The organism is Nocardia callitridis, from assembly GCF_039543305.1.
Lineage (GTDB): Bacteria > Actinomycetota > Actinomycetes > Mycobacteriales > Mycobacteriaceae > Nocardia > Nocardia callitridis.
In genome coordinates, this window is sequence record NZ_BAABJM010000006.1 from 60,966 (window position 1) to 74,938 (window position 13,973).

13 protein-coding genes are annotated in these 13,973 nt (G+C 66.1%); 6 read left to right on the forward strand and 7 right to left on the reverse strand.

What is annotated here, in order from left to right; translation table 11 throughout:
* Positions 1-88: 88 nt before the first annotated feature.
* The gene (locus ABEA50_RS24720) at positions 89-484 is read right to left on the reverse strand and encodes an NUDIX hydrolase (protein ID WP_345498779.1); all 396 of its coding nucleotides are present in this window, start codon (positions 482-484) and stop codon (positions 89-91) included.
* A gap of 106 nt (positions 485-590) precedes the next feature.
* On the opposite strand from ABEA50_RS24720, the gene ABEA50_RS24725 reads away from it, so the two are divergent.
* From ABEA50_RS24725 to ABEA50_RS24735, 3 genes are all read left to right on the forward strand, one after another.
* Positions 591-2,474, forward strand: coding sequence for a hypothetical protein (locus tag ABEA50_RS24725; RefSeq protein WP_345498311.1), 1,884 nt, complete (start codon positions 591-593; stop codon positions 2,472-2,474).
* A 275-nt stretch (positions 2,475-2,749) separates the two neighbouring features.
* Positions 2,750-3,307, forward strand: coding sequence for a hypothetical protein (locus tag ABEA50_RS24730; protein ID WP_345498312.1), 558 nt, complete (start codon positions 2,750-2,752; stop codon positions 3,305-3,307).
* A gap of 302 nt (positions 3,308-3,609) precedes the next feature.
* Positions 3,610-4,686: a cation diffusion facilitator family transporter gene (locus ABEA50_RS24735; RefSeq protein ID WP_425577716.1), complete on the forward strand. Its 1,077-nt coding sequence runs from the start codon at positions 3,610-3,612 to the stop codon at positions 4,684-4,686.
* Between the two features lie 197 nt (positions 4,687-4,883).
* On the opposite strand, the gene ABEA50_RS24740 is transcribed toward ABEA50_RS24735, so the two are convergent.
* Positions 4,884-6,467 (reverse strand): LCP family protein, encoded by a 1,584-nt coding sequence (locus ABEA50_RS24740; RefSeq protein WP_345498314.1) that lies wholly within the window; start codon positions 6,465-6,467, stop codon positions 4,884-4,886.
* Positions 6,468-6,619: 152 nt separating this feature from the next.
* Entirely contained in the window at positions 6,620-7,840 is a 1,221-nt protein-coding gene (locus tag ABEA50_RS24745; protein ID WP_345498316.1) for a L,D-transpeptidase, read from the reverse strand.
* A 424-nt stretch (positions 7,841-8,264) separates the two neighbouring features.
* On the opposite strand from ABEA50_RS24745, the gene ABEA50_RS24750 reads away from it, so the two are divergent.
* Positions 8,265-8,537 (forward strand): hypothetical protein, encoded by a 273-nt coding sequence (locus tag ABEA50_RS24750; RefSeq protein WP_345498318.1) that lies wholly within the window; start codon positions 8,265-8,267, stop codon positions 8,535-8,537.
* A 60-nt stretch (positions 8,538-8,597) separates the two neighbouring features.
* On the opposite strand, the gene ABEA50_RS24755 is transcribed toward ABEA50_RS24750, so the two are convergent.
* Positions 8,598-9,281 (reverse strand): class I SAM-dependent methyltransferase, encoded by a 684-nt coding sequence (locus ABEA50_RS24755; protein WP_345498320.1) that lies wholly within the window; start codon positions 9,279-9,281, stop codon positions 8,598-8,600.
* A 183-nt stretch (positions 9,282-9,464) separates the two neighbouring features.
* Between ABEA50_RS24755 and ABEA50_RS24760 the strand changes: the two genes are divergently transcribed.
* Entirely contained in the window at positions 9,465-10,304 is an 840-nt protein-coding gene (locus tag ABEA50_RS24760) for a DUF72 domain-containing protein (protein WP_345498322.1), read from the forward strand.
* A gap of 73 nt (positions 10,305-10,377) precedes the next feature.
* On the opposite strand, the gene ABEA50_RS24765 is transcribed toward ABEA50_RS24760, so the two are convergent.
* Complete coding sequence (locus tag ABEA50_RS24765) at positions 10,378-11,685, reverse strand: fatty acid desaturase family protein (protein WP_345498324.1); 1,308 nt, start codon at positions 11,683-11,685, stop codon at positions 10,378-10,380.
* A 275-nt stretch (positions 11,686-11,960) separates the two neighbouring features.
* Between ABEA50_RS24765 and ABEA50_RS24770 the strand changes: the two genes are divergently transcribed.
* Positions 11,961-12,125: a hypothetical protein gene (locus ABEA50_RS24770; protein WP_345498326.1), complete on the forward strand. Its 165-nt coding sequence runs from the start codon at positions 11,961-11,963 to the stop codon at positions 12,123-12,125.
* Between the two features lie 33 nt (positions 12,126-12,158).
* Here ABEA50_RS24770 and ABEA50_RS24775 read toward each other — a convergent pair whose 3' ends face one another.
* Together ABEA50_RS24775 and ABEA50_RS24780 are read right to left on the reverse strand one after the other, a co-directional pair.
* On the reverse strand, positions 12,159-13,025 hold the full coding sequence (locus ABEA50_RS24775) for an LLM class F420-dependent oxidoreductase (RefSeq protein ID WP_345498327.1): 867 nt from the start codon (positions 13,023-13,025) through the stop codon (positions 12,159-12,161).
* A gap of 176 nt (positions 13,026-13,201) precedes the next feature.
* Positions 13,202-13,966, reverse strand: a complete 765-nt coding sequence (locus tag ABEA50_RS24780; RefSeq protein ID WP_345498782.1) for an ABC transporter permease — start codon at positions 13,964-13,966, stop codon at positions 13,202-13,204.
* Between the last annotated feature and the right edge of the window lie 7 nt (positions 13,967-13,973).

Here is a 13,973-nt window from a genome sequence, read left to right on the forward strand (position 1 = left end):
GGACCGTCTCATCCAGCCGGTCCTGTCGCATGTCGTCGGCCGCGGCTACCGCTCGTGCGGCGTTCCCGCGGTATCCGTGACCGCGGGCTCAGTCGATCAGGTCGAGCTCGCGGAGTTTGCGAAACACCAGCATCGAACCGGGCGCCACGTGCTCCATCGCCGCGTATTCGGCGATGGTGAAGTAGCGCAGTTCGGCGATCTCGCTGGTCGGCGTCGGTTCACCGTCGAGTTCGGCGGTGAAGCAGGTCATGTGTAGTGGCGTGCCCGGCGCATGGCCATAGGCCTCGGCTCGAAAAATGCCGAGTTCGGTGTAGGACCGCACCCCGACACCCAGTTCCTCTCGGACCTCGCGATGGAGTGCGAGCACCGGGGTCTCGCCGGGGTCGATCTTGCCGCCCGCCATGTAGAAGACGTTTTTGCCGATCGAACGCGCCTGCAACAGGCGACGGTCCCGAACGTGGGCCAGTGCTGCCGTGCGAATCACGAGACCACTGTATTGATCGCGCGGATGGTGCACCGAAAGGGTGGCGGGGTGCGCGGTCTCGAATCCCCGGTCGGGAACGCCGCACACCACACTAGGGTGGGGTGCCATGGATCAGACGTTGGACGCCCCACCACGATCGGTGGTGGTCGAGCCGACGCCGAAGAATCGATCGGTACGCACGATGCTGCTGGCACGACCCGTGCTCTCGGCGGCGGTCGCGCTGATCGTCGTGCAGTTGGTGGTCCGTGGCACCGTCGCGGGCAGCGGCTACTTCTACTGGGACGATCTGATTCTCATCGGGCGTGCCGGTCGTTATCCGCTGCTGTCGGCGGATCTGCTGCTGCACAACCAAGACGGCCATTTCATGCCGCTGGCATTCGCGCTGGCCTGGTTGGTGACCGCGATCGCGCCGCTGGGATGGGCGCCCGCGGTAGTGTCGATGCTTTTGTTGCAACTGGCGGCGTCGGTGGCGGTACTGCGGATGCTTGTCGTGCTGGTGGGCGCACCACGCGGTGCGGATTCCGACAGTGCCGATGCGCGCGGTGCGGCGAACCGAGCCGGATGGAAGATCCTGGTCCCCTTCGCCTTCTATCTCTTCTGTCCGCTCACGTTGCCCGCATTCACCTGGTGGGCGGCCGCATTGAACGCGTTGCCTTTGCAGATCGCGCTCGCCTGGGTGATCGGTGACGCGATGCTGCTGGTGCGCACCGGGCGTCGGCGCTACGCGCTGTCGGGGATCCTCGCGGTGGTGCTCGCACTGCTGTTCTTCGAGAAGTCGGTGGTGGTGCCGTTCGTCGCGTTCGCCGTCGCGGCGCTCGCGCGCTACGTCGAGGCGGGCGCGGCCCCGCTGCGGACGGTCGCGCACCGGGGTGCGCTGCTGTGGGCGGGATCGGCTCTCGCGCTGATCTGTTGGCTGGTCGGCTACCTGATGATCGATGTGTCGGCGGTGCGCACCAACGGCGACGGGTTGCGCGATCTGCTGCACAGCGCGACCTCACTGGGGGTGGTGCCGACCCTGCTCGGCGGGCCGTGGGCGTGGGAGCGGTGGTTGCCGTCGACGCCGTGGGCGGACCCGCCGGGATGGGTCGTCGTCTTGGGCTGGGCGGTATTGGCGGTGGTTGTGGCGCTGTCGATTCGGGCGAGAGCCCGGGTGTGGCCGGTCTGGCTGCTGCTGGCGGTCTACGTGCTCGGCGCCCAGGTGCCGATCGCGCTGCTGCGCGGTGGGCCCGACACCTCGGCCGAGCTCATGCAGTCACTGCGGTATCTCGCCGACGTCGCGGTGGTGCTCACGGCGGCGGGTGCGTTGCTGTTGCTGGCTCGCCCACGCGGTCGGCCGATGCGTGCGCTCGCGCCCGTCGCGCTCACCGTGACGATGCTGTTCACCGCCAGCAGCCTGTGGTCGACGTACACCTTCGTGCGTTCGTGGTCGGACAACCCGACCGACGACTACGTCGGCAACGTGAAATCCGCACTCGATCAGTGGGACGGCGCACCGATCCTCGACCAGGAAATGCCGTGGAATGTGTTGAACCCCATCGCTTTTCCGCAAAATCTCACCAGCACGGTATTCGGTCCGTACGCCGAAGCCGGCACCTTCGCCGACTGGACACCACGGCTGCGGATGATCACCAACGAAGGCCGGCTCGTCGACGCGCAGGTCTGGTGGAATCGCGGCATCGTGCCCGGCCCCGATCCCGACTGCGGGTATCGCGTTGCGGCGGGACACCCCACCCGGCTCGCGCTCGACGGTCCCATGCTCGACCATGGGTGGACCGCACAGCTGAACTATCTGGCCAACCGTGACGGCGCGATCGACATCGGTTTCGACGAACGAGGTGATCCGGTGACGGTGCCGGTCTACCAGGGTCTCAACACGGTCTTCGTCCGGGTCACCGGCGCCGGTTCCGGCCTCGTCGTCGACGCCGCGACGCCCGGTCTCGACCTGTGTGTCGGCACCGGCCCGGTGGGTGTCGCCTCGTATCAGAATTGACCTCGCACGCCTCTGGCCTGGTCAGTCCACGACCTTGAGCGGACCTCGAGCGATCGCCTGCCTGGCGTGCGCGGGCCGAGATAGGCTCGGAAGCGATCCGCTGATCCGCCCATCCGGATGATTCGGTGTGCGAACAAGTCCGATGCGCTCGATCCGAGCGATTCCGCGAACCCCGAAGTCGTGCTCGACGATCTCGGGGAGAGCTCTGTGCTCCGAACCTCCGGTGACCATCGTGAAATGCCAACATTCCAACGATTTCAGGAGGATCGATTTTCATGACCGATGTGCGTACTTTCGCTCGCCGTTTCGGTGTGGGGATTCTCGCGGTGCCCGCCTTGATCGTTGCCGCGGGGCCCGCGCTCGGCGATCCCGCCGATAACCGCGCCCGTTTCGACGACAACCTCGTGACGGTCGCGCCGGACTGTGTCGGCACCGCCAGCGCCGTCGCGGGCATGGCACCGGCTGCGGATGTCGAGGCGCAGCAGGAGCCCTCGGCCGCCGACGTGCGGGTGGTGCTGCGGTTCGTCGCCGAGAACCAAGACGTTTCGTGTGCGGCGCCGGTCACCGCGACCTGGCGAAATCTCGACACCGGTGAGACGGGCAGCCGAGACCTGACCATCGCTTCGGCGGCAGCGGCGCAGGTGGCCGACGAGGACACGGCGTTCGCCGCCATCGGTGAGCAGCGTGACGATGCGGAACCGGCTGATCCCGCCGACGTGGATCAGGCCGACGTCGCCGGTTATCGGTACGTCGACTTCAACTCCGGTGCCGGTCGGGTGGAGGTCACTGTGAGCACGAACCCGGTGCCGGAGCGGGTCGAGGTCACGGTCTGACGTTAGTGCTGGGGTTGGTTCGAGCGCCCGGTGAGCGTCGTTGCCGCTGATGGTTGGTGGTGGGCGTTTGCCGGGCGTGTTCGGGTGGGGATGGGGGTGTATCGGCTGGCACTGGCACTGGTGTTGGGGCGGTGTGTGTCTCTGTGTGGGTGGGATCGGGGTATGTCTGCGGCAGCAGGCTCTAGGGTCTGGGGCTTGCGGGGAATGTAGGGTACGCTAAGGTCGGTCATGGATGCAGATATGCGCATGAATGGTTCATAATGGTGGTGTCAGGGATCTTGTTGGCGAGAGAGCGGGTGGTGATGACGATCGACGGGGCGTCTGGACGGGAACGGCCGGTGTCGAGGCATGGGCACGCAGGTGCGCACGATCGGCACAAGGCCGAGGGACAGCACCACGGTCATGATCACGGCGTTGCGGCGAACGCCGATCGGCGTTGGTTGACGGTCGCGCTGTGCCTGATTCTCGGGTTCATGTCCGTCGAGGTCGTCATCGGGGTCATGGCCAACTCGCTGGTGTTGCTCTCCGACGCCGCGCACATGCTCACCGACGCCGCGGCGATCGTCCTGGCGCTGGCCGCGATTCGGCTCGCCGCCCGACCCGCGCGCGGGCTCTACACCTTCGGGCTCAAACGCGTCGAGATCCTGTCCGCCCAGGCGAACGGATTCATGTTGCTGTTGCTCGGCGGCTGGCTCACCTACGAGGCGATTCGCCGACTGTTCGAACCGCCGGAGGTCACCGGCGGACTGGTGCTGGTGACCGCATTGGTCGGCATGGTCGTCAATGTCATCGCCGTCTGGGCGATCAGCAAGGCCAACCGTTCCAGCCTCAATGTCCAAGGTGCCTTCCAACACGTCGTCAACGACCTGTACGGATTCATCGCCACGGCGATCTCCGCGATCGTGGTGCTGACAACGGGATTCGCGCGCGCGGACTCGATCGCCACCCTCGTGGTGGTGGCGCTGATGGTCCGCGCGGGGTACGGCTTGGCCAGGGACTCGGCGCGCATCTTCCTCGAAGCCGCACCCTCGGGTGTCGACCCGGATGCGGTGGGGCGCGGGCTGATCGACCTCGACGGCGTCGACGAGGTGCACGACCTGCACATCTGGCAGATCACCTCGGGCGAGATCGCCCTGTCCGCGCACGTGCTCGTCGAATCGGGCGCCGACTGCCACGGCCTGCGCCAGCAGATCGAGCGTGCCCTCGCGCGGGACTACGACATCACCCACACCACACTGCAGGTCGACCACAGCAGCGCGCTCGTCTCCTCGACCTCGCAGCGATCACACAGCCTGTTGCCTGTGCTCGAAACGCACTGCGAGCAACCGCACGGACCGGTACATCGCGACCGACCCGCCGCGACGGTCACCGGTGTCTGACGCTGCGGCTCGGCCGTCAGTTCTGGCCCGACGAATGCTGTGATTCGTTCGAGGGTCTGGCGCATGCCGGTGCGAAGGATCCCGCCTCGCGAGCCCAGGAGTCCAGCCGGTCGCGCAACGAGTACTCCAGCTCGAAGACTCGGTGACGTCGGCGCCGGAATTCGAGCTGGTCGACGGTGTAGTCGCTCGCGCCCGAGTCAGTTGACGCAGGGCACGGTGTTACCGATGGTGGTGGTCACCGGTGTGCCGTGATCGGGCGCCGGCTCGTTCGCCGTTGTCTGCGTGCTGGTTTCCGCGCCGACGCCGGTGGATTCCGCGGTGAGTTCGCTCGGCATGCTGAAATCGCTGCCGATTACCACCCGCACATGTCCCGCTTCCACTTTCGGTGACTCCGTGAGCGCGACGGCACCGAGCGTCGAAGCCAACTGCTCGGCGTCGTCCTTGCCGCCGGGGCCGTAGAGAATGGTGGAGGTGGGTTGGATCGTGTCGGTGACCAGTTCGCCCGGTTCGTAACCCTTTTCGGTCAACGCGCTCGACAACTCGCCCGCCAATCCGCTGACGCCGCCCGCGTTGTACACATCGACCGTGCTGGTCGGCGTGTGCGGCACGTCGGCCTCCGGTTGTTGCTCGCCGAACGCGGTGCGCACCTCCTTGCGGATCGCCGAGGGGTCGATGATGTTCACGTCCTGGCCGTCGACCACGTCGAAGCGCAACACCGGAAGCGTGCGGAACTCGACCGGGATCGCGCCCGCCGAGCCCATCGTGCGCGCGAAATCCAGGAGATCCCAGCCGTCGGAGAGCACCACGTCACGGTGTGCGACATCCATCAGGTCCGACAACTTGCTCAGGTTGGTGAGGGTGCCGGAATCCTTGAGCGACTTGGCGATCGAGGTGAGGAAGGCTTGCTGGCGGTGTGTGCGATCCAGGTCCTGATTCTCCAAGCCGTGGCGTTGGCGTACGAATGCCAGCGATTGGGCGCCGTCGAGGTGTTGTGGCCCCGCGGGAAACACGGCTCCGGAGAAGTAGCTGTCATCGACCGCGTGATTGAGGCACACGTCCACTCCGCCGAGCGCGGTGGCCAAGTCGTAGAAGCTGGCAAGTGAGACCTCGGCGAAACGGTCGATCGGCACACCGACCAGGTTGCGCACGGTCGACACGATCGAGGCGCGGCCCGCCTCCCTGCCTTGGCGTTCCAGTTCGACCGGATCGTCCTCGCCCGAGTCGGCCAGCTTCTGCTGTGCGACCGCCTTGCGCAGGCCGTAGGCCTCCTTGATCTTGGCGTGATCGTAGCCGGGGATCCCGGTGACGGGCACGTAGTTGTCGCGTGGGATGGAGAACGCGACGATCTTCTCCAGATTCGCCGGAATATGCAGCAGGATCAGCGAATTGGCGTTGTAGCCGCCGTTGTCGCTGTCACCCGCGTGGAGCTGGTCAAGCACTTCTTGCGGTAGATCGTTGCCGTTGAGGTCTTTTCGGGTGTCGAGACCGATGAGCAGCACGTTCAGGTCGCCACCGAGCGAGTGGGGCTCGTCGGCGCCGATGGCGTCGGACCGGGTGAAGCCTTGATCGAAATTCGACTTCGCCGACCAGGCGAATCCGGTCCCGCCGAGCACAGTCAGCGCGCACGCGACCGACATCACCCGAATGCCGACCTGTGCCGCGCGGGCGCCGCGACTACGCCGCCGCTTGGGTGCCGCGCGCCGTTTGGCCGCCCGTGTGGGCTCGCGACGCTGCGGCCAACGGTCGCCGACCTGCGGGATCGGGACTGTGGCGTCGTCCATCGTCGGGGCGGATCTGCCACCACGCCCTTGTCTCGGCGCTCGTTCCACCGGGTTACTCCTCGCGTTTTCGGCTACCTCGGCTCGTCATGAACCTCATGAGCCTACGCAAGTGCGCGCGAATTCCCGCGTGGCGAGGATTACTTTCGCGTACGTCAGGCCAGCGCGCTGCCGGCGACCCATTCCTCCCACGGCATCCCCCAGTCGCCGTTCTGCCAGACCTCGAGCGGGGCGCCGCCGGTATTGCGCACCTCGACGACATCCCCGGGAACCGCGAAATCGAAGAACCATTTCGCGTCGGTGGCATTGAGATTCAGACAGCCGTGCGAGGTGTCGGTATTGCCCTGGGCCCACACGGTGGAATCGAGTTGATGCAGATAGATGCCGTCGGTGCTGATGCGAGTCGCGTAGAAGATCTCCTCCTTGTAGCCGAGCCGCGAATTGATCGGCAGGCCGTAGGTGGAGGAATCCATGATCACGGGATTGGCTTTGTCCATCACCGTGTAGACACCCGGCTGGGTCCAGAAGCTGAAGGTGGTGCCGCCGACGACTTCGGTGCCGCCCTTGCCCATCGAGGTCGCCATGGTCCTGATCAGCTGGCCGTTCTCGTAGACCGACACCTGTTTGGTGTTGTCGTCGGCGATGGAGACGTGTGAGGGTCCGATGGTGAAACTGGTGCTGGTGTCTTCCTGGCCATATAGGCCGCCGCCTAGCTCCTGGCCGTACACATTCGCGCTCGCGGTGACCTTCGTGCCCGGCGCGTAGTACTCGCGGGGGCGCCAATGCGCGTTCTGGTCATCGAGCCAGTACCAGGAACCTTCCACGCCGGGATCGGTTTTCACCGAGAGGAATTTCTCCGCGATCGCGCGGTCGGGCACCGCCTCGTCGAAGTGCGCGACGACGACCGTGCCGACGCCGAAGGTGCCGCCGTCGGTCAACGCGTTGCCGCCGCTGGTGGTGAAGTAGACCTTCGTTTGATTTCCCGGGCTCAGGGTGGCGAAGCTGCTCTTGGCACTGGTGGGCCCGGTGATCGAGAGACCTTCGGCGGCGACCGAATACGTGTGGCCGTAGCCGAGGGGTTGAGTCGGCTTCCATGCGGTCTTGTCCGGGGTGAGGATGCCCTCGATCGGGGCGCCGTCCTCGTTGGTCATGGAAACCTTGGTCAGCATGCCGTCGCCCGCGGTCACCTGAACCGGCGTCAGCGGGTCCACATTGTTCGTGTCGCCACCCGGCGTCACCGTGATCGGTGCGGGTAACGGTCCGGTGGATGCCGGTGCCTTCGACTCGGTGGATGACGATGAACATGCTGCAACCACCAGCACCGTTGCCAGGAGGAAACCTCCGGCAACACTGGGTCGGAAGCGGCGACTCGACATGTTTCTCCTGTGCTAACCGTGCGCTTCCCCGTGACGCACCCCTGACGTACTATCCCGCGCCGTAGTTTACCGGCCCGACAGGTGCATCCGCTCCCGGCGGATCGTCGTTACGCATCCGGAACCGGATACCGTTCTGCAAGTTGGGTTTGTCCAGTTTTGTCGGGAAATTCGGCTCTGACGGTGCTGCTGGTCGAAACCGCTTCGGCCGGATCGCGTTCGAGGCATCCGGTGTTCGAGAAGAATGCGCGAATCCGGTGCGGTGTCGGCAGGGGCGCCCCTGTGGTGGTTTCCACAGAGCCTGCAGGCAGCCTATGGACATGGCTAACTTTTAGCAATCTTTGGGCGTCGCGGTGTTGCCCGTGTGCGAGCAGGGCAGGTGGAACTCGGTGGATCGCCGTCGCCAGCGCGGTCAGCGTCGGCGCCCATGATCTACGAACATCCGTTGGCATACCTGCTCGGTGTCGAGGCAACCGCACTCCTGCGTGCCTTCACCGGAGAACACGATCGCGACTTCGTGCAGGCGCGGATCGCCGAGATCCGGCGGCTGCTCGCGGACGAGGAGTTTGGCGCGGGCCGAGGTCGAGGTGCAGGGCCTCGATTCGGTCGAGGGTTACCGCCCGCGCTTCGACGCGCTACGACGACGTCGACAACGCCGACGCCGCCCGGGCCGCCACGGCCGGATCGCCAGCAATGGTGATCTGGCACTTTCCCACTGGGTGCTGGCTGACGGACGGCGAGCGGGCGCAGCGGTCTGCGATCAGAGGCGGCGCAGCCGGACGAGCCAGGCGGCGGCCTCGACGATGCCGTCCTCGGCGACCGTGACCTGTGCGAGTTCCTCCTGCGGCAACAGGTCGGTGACGCGACCGAGGTAGGTGGAAGGCCGCAGGTCTTCGATCTCCCAGCCGGTGGCGAAGGCGTCGCGGATCACCGACTCACCGATCCTCGGGCCGAAGCCTTCCTCGGCAGTGGACAGGGCCAGGACGTGCAAGTGCCCGCCGGGAACCAGCAGCGCGTGCAAGCTGCGCACGTAGGCCGCGATCGCGGCTTGGTCCTCGCCCGCTCCGAAGACATGGAACAGCGCGCTGTCGATGATGGTGTCAAAAGTCAGCGGCGTGCCGTCGGCCTCGGCGATGATGCCCGGCTCCGTGCCGACGCGCACCATATCCGCCACCTGGAAGCGCGCACTCGGCACGCCCTTTTCGGCGGCATTGCGCTGCGCGTACGCCACCGCGCTGGGGGAGAGGTCGACGCCGAGCACGTCGTAGCCGCGTTCGGTCAGCAGGATCGTGTGCTCGCCAGCGCCCGTGCCAGGGTCGAGTACGCGGCCTCGGATCAGGCCGTCCTGCTCGAGTTGGACGATCTGCGGCTGCGGGCGGCCGATCACCCAGGGGGCCGTGTCGTTGTCGTAGACGGTATTCCAGAACTCCGCGGTGTTGGTCATATCGTCAGCATGCACCCTCAACCGCACTCGAGGTCAACGGTGCTGTCGGTCGACCGTCGCTCGGCCGAGCGTGATCGGAAAAGTATTGTGCCGCAGTACTATCGAACCTGTTCGGGGTTTTCCTGGCGCTGCGGGGAGCTCGTCGACTACAGTCCGCGCGCGCCATTGCGTTACCGTCGCCGGATGCGGCTTCACGTGGGCTGCGCGATGTGGGCGCACCCGGCATGGCAAGAGACCTCGGCACGGCAGCGACTGCGGTCCTACGCGACCTGGTGCAACGCGGTCGAGGGCAATACCACCTTCTACGCCACACCGTCACGCCAGACCGCGCAGTCCTGGGCTGAGCAGTTGACGGGGGCGAAGGAGTTTCGTTTCCTGCCGAAGTTGCCCAAAACCGTGACCCACGACCAAGGATTGCGCGGTGAGAGTGCCGGGCTGCGCGCGTTTCTTTCGGCACTGGAACCGCTCGAGCCGCACACGCACGCGCTGTGGATCCAGCTTTCGGCCGCGTTCGGTCCCACCGATCTCGGTGCGCTGGCCGGTTTCCTGCGCGCCCTTCCGCGTTCCTACCGCTATGCCGTCGAGGTCCGTCATCAGGACTTCTTCCACGACGAGCGGCGCGCGAGCGACCTGGAGCGAGTGCTCGCGCGCGTCGGCGCCGAATGGGTGCCGTTCGACACCACAACGCTTTTCGGCGCTCGACCCACCAGCGCGGCCGAGCGCGAGGCGTGGACGAAGAAGCCACGGGTGCCGAGGCGGATGCGTGCGCTCACCGAATTCCCGATCGTGCGATATCACGGCCGCGACGACGAACAACGCACCGTCGAGGGGTGGCAACCCTGGGTGGCGGCCTCGGCCGAGTGGCTGCGCGAAGGGCGCTCGCCGACGGTCTTCGTGCACACGCCCGACAACGCGAGCTCGCTGCGCTTGGCGCGGCGCTTCCACGACGAAGTGCGTGCCAGCGTCCATGAACTGGAGCACCTACCTCAGCCGGAACACACCGAACCCATGACGCTGTTCTGATCAGACCGACGGTTGCCCCCGGCGTTCGACGCCTCGAGCGGGTACGTGACGGTGTGTCCGCGCGCCGCTCGCTCTACCCGGTGACCGGAGTGCCCGCCATGGTGAGCATGCGCAGTGCGCGCAATACACCCGCACCGGCGCCGTGCACCCGAGCTACGCGCGTCGCTCTGCGCCGCGAGCGCTGCTTAAGCTTCGGCTTCGCCGCACGCAACGCGGTGACCAGCCCGTGGGTGGGTGCACCGATCAGCTGCCCCGCGTCGGCGAACTTGCGTTCCGATGCGGTCTCGGGAGCATCGTCGGAGGTGGCGGTGAGGAAGTTGTCGGGAAGCGCGAGTTTATGGATCGTGCGCATGGTGAGTAGGTACTGCCGCAACAGTGGCCCCGTCGTGTAGGGCAGGTCGTACTTGTCGCACAACGCGCGCACGCGCACCGCGATCTCGGCGTACCGGTTGCTCGGCAGGTCGGGGAACAGGTGATGCTCGATCTGGTAGCAGAGGTTCCCGCTGGCGAAGGCCATCAGCCGTCCCGCGTCGAAGTTCGCGGTGCCGAGCATCTGGCGCAAGTACCACTCGGCTCTGGTCTCGCCCGCCAACGCCTCGGGGGTGAATTTCTCGGCGCCGTCGGGAAAGTGCCCACAGAAGATCACCGCATACGCCCACACGTTGCGCACGATATTCGCGGCGGCATTGGCCGAAAGGGTACGTCGCCACCGGTGACCGCTCAGCAAAGGCGTCACCAGGTAATCCTTACTCACCTGACGAAGCGTCTTGCGCACCAACGCCTTCGCCATCGTCATCTTCTCGACGCGGTCGGCGATCCGTTCACGATCGGCGTAGAGATCGTGGAACGCGATGCCCCATTCGAAGGTGGCGGCGAGCAGGAGGTTCTGCACCGGTTGCAGCAGATGACTCGGCCGCCAGCGCTGATCACGCGTGACCCGCATGACGCCGAAACCGATGTCGTCGTCCATGCCGAGCACGTTGGTGTAGACGTGGTGACGGTAATTGTGCGCGTGCTTCCACTGACTGGACACCCCGACCATGTCCCACTCCCAGGTGGCGGAGTGAATCTCCGGGTCGTTCATCCAGTCCCACTGGCCGTGGCAGACATTGTGCCCGATTTCCATGTTCTCGATGCTCTTCGCGGTGGCCAGCGCCACCGTCCCGACGGTAAGGCTGGTCTTGCCGCGTCCGACACCGATCACGAGCCGCGCCGCGGCGTCGAGCAGGCGCTGGAACTGGATCGTATGCCGGATATAGGCGGCGTCGCGGGTGCCGAGCGAATCGCTGATATCGCGATGGACCGCGTCGAGTTCGGCGCCGAGTGCGGCGATGTCGTCGGCACTCAGGTGCGCGTAGACGGGGACGTCGGTGATTGCCATGTGTCCTCTTCGGGCGGATCGGCTGCGCGGGGGAGTCGCTCGCGGTAGGCGACCCTGGATGTGGTCGGACGCGATGTGGTCGGACGCGATGTGGTCAGTCGCTGGGTGAGGCCGACGACGGTGAGGCGAAGCCGCAGGCAAGGAAGGCGAATCCGAGATTCCGCCTCCCACGCTACCACCGTGCGAAGGGCGCATTGTTGGGACGAGTGGTGCCGCGACCAGCCGGGAAGCCGCGCCGATTGGCTATTCGCGGCCGGAGGGAGGACGCTCGATGGATGAGTCAGGAAAATGGGCCTGTGCCAGGGCTGTTCAGTCACGACACCATTCCCATCGAGGTGTACACCGCCACGGATCCGAGCGAGGCGCATCATCGCCCCGTATTCAGTGCCGAAGACGCTCCCACTTCGCCGCAGGATCCCGCGTCCGGTCCCACGGCTTGATCGAACCGTCGATGCGTGACGGAGTGCGAACCGTCAGCGGCCGATCACCCGGGGGACCACCCTTTCGGCCAGCTGTTCGGTGAACGCCACCGGGTGCCGGTCGGGCATCACATCCAACTGGTCGATACCGAGCGCGGTGTACTGCTCGGTGGCCGTGAGGAAATCATCGGGGGCATCCAGCGGAGAACCCAGATACAGCGCGGTCTTGCGAATCGCGTCGTAGTCACGCCCCTCGGCCGTGCAGTGGGCGCGCAACACCTCGAGCTTGTGCGCCACATCCTCCGGCGACGAGGCGAACAGGTTGCAGGCGTCCGCGTAGCGCGCGACCAATAACAAGGTCTTCTTCTCACCGCCGCCGCCGATCAGGATCGGCGGCCGCGGCCGTGCCAGCGGTGCGGGCACACACAGCGTCTCCGCCAGCTGATAATGCTTGCCCTTGTACGGGCCGTTGTCCTCGCTCCACATCTGTAGACAGATCTGAAGCGTCTCCTCCAACCGTTCGAACCGCTCCGCGACCGGCACCACGGGAACTCCGAGCCCGCGCTGCTCACGCTCATACCACGAGGCGCCGATGCCGAATTCGGCCCGGCCGCCCGACAGCACGTCCACCGTGGTCACCAACTTCGCCAACAGGCCGGGGTAGCGATACATGACGCCGGTGACCAAGAGTCCCAACCGCATTCGTTCGGTGAGCGCAGCGAGATAACCGAGGGTGGTGTAGCCCTCCAGCATCGGCTCGTCGGCTTCGGCGGCCTGTTCCATCTGGAAGAAATGGTCCATCACGGTGAACTGCGCGAACCCCGCCTGCTCCGCGATCCGCGCGGTCTGTGCCAGTGTGCTCGCGATCAGTTCCGGCTCGGACGGGGTGGAATAGTTCCAGTAATGCAAGCCCAGATCCATGGTGCTCCTGTCGTCGGGTTGGCCCCCTGGCGCCGTCTCCCACGAAAAAGCTGATGTCACCGCACGCCCCTGATATGCGGTCGAGTCGAGCCTACTGCCGGTACGGGCGGGCGCGGAGGGCTTTGGGTCTCGCACGGGTCACGCCGCGACAAAGTCCTGCGCCGGGTCGGGGTTGCTCAGCGATGCGGCAGTCGACCGAATACCACGCTGGCACAGGCGAATCCCACGAGTACGAGCGCGACACACCAGCCGACGGCGAACACGGGGTCCACGCTGCGCGCGGTGCCGGTGCCGTTGAGCAGCGCGCGCACGGTCTCCACGATGGGGGTCGCGGGTTGGTAGTCGGCGAAACCACGCAGCCAGCCCGGCATCGACTCGGTGCGCACGAACGCGCTGCTGATGTAGGGGATGAACATGATCGCGTAGGTCAGGCCGCCCGCCGCCTCCGGGTTCTTCGCCAGCAGACCCATGGCCACCGCGACCCAGGAGATCGCGAACACGAACAGCGTGATCAGTGCCAGTGCCGCCAACCACCCCACCGGCCCGGCCTGCGGTCGGTAGCCGAGCACGATCGCGACCAGTACCGCGACGACGATCGCGGCCAGATTGCGTGCGAGCCCCTCGATCACGTGTCCCGCCAACACCGCCTGGCGGAACATCGGCAAGGTGCGGAAGCGGTCGATGCTGCCCCTGGTCATATCGGTGGACACCGCGGTCGCGGTGATCGAGGACCCGAACCCCGTGCACAACAACATGATTCCCGGAACCACGTAATCCAGGTACGGTCCGCCGACATCGATCGCCCCGCCGAAGACGTAGGTGAAAAGCAACATCATCAGCACCGGCATGAGCATCGAGATCACCAGGGTGTCGCGGCTGCGCAGGGTGTGGCGTGCGCAACGCAGCGACATCGTCATCGAGTCCGCGACGACGTAGCCCATCGCCCCG

Coding starts and splice junctions, on each gene's coding strand:
- ABEA50_RS24745 (WP_345498316.1), bottom strand. CDS start 7,840: ATGTCGAGTCGCCGCTTCCGACCCAGTGTTGCCGGAGGTTTCCTCCTG.
- ABEA50_RS24725 (WP_345498311.1), top strand. CDS start 591: ATGGATCAGACGTTGGACGCCCCACCACGATCGGTGGTGGTCGAGCCG.
- ABEA50_RS24780 (WP_345498782.1), bottom strand. CDS start 13,966: ATGGGCTACGTCGTCGCGGACTCGATGACGATGTCGCTGCGTTGCGCA.
- ABEA50_RS24770 (WP_345498326.1), top strand. CDS start 11,961: ATGAGTCAGGAAAATGGGCCTGTGCCAGGGCTGTTCAGTCACGACACC.
- ABEA50_RS24735 (WP_425577716.1), top strand. CDS start 3,610: ATGACGATCGACGGGGCGTCTGGACGGGAACGGCCGGTGTCGAGGCAT.
- ABEA50_RS24730 (WP_345498312.1), top strand. CDS start 2,750: ATGACCGATGTGCGTACTTTCGCTCGCCGTTTCGGTGTGGGGATTCTC.
- ABEA50_RS24750 (WP_345498318.1), top strand. CDS start 8,265: ATGATCTACGAACATCCGTTGGCATACCTGCTCGGTGTCGAGGCAACC.
- ABEA50_RS24775 (WP_345498327.1), bottom strand. CDS start 13,025: ATGGATCTGGGCTTGCATTACTGGAACTATTCCACCCCGTCCGAGCCG.
- ABEA50_RS24740 (WP_345498314.1), bottom strand. CDS start 6,467: ATGGACGACGCCACAGTCCCGATCCCGCAGGTCGGCGACCGTTGGCCG.
- ABEA50_RS24765 (WP_345498324.1), bottom strand. CDS start 11,685: ATGGCAATCACCGACGTCCCCGTCTACGCGCACCTGAGTGCCGACGAC.
- ABEA50_RS24760 (WP_345498322.1), top strand. CDS start 9,465: ATGCGGCTTCACGTGGGCTGCGCGATGTGGGCGCACCCGGCATGGCAA.
- ABEA50_RS24755 (WP_345498320.1), bottom strand. CDS start 9,281: ATGACCAACACCGCGGAGTTCTGGAATACCGTCTACGACAACGACACG.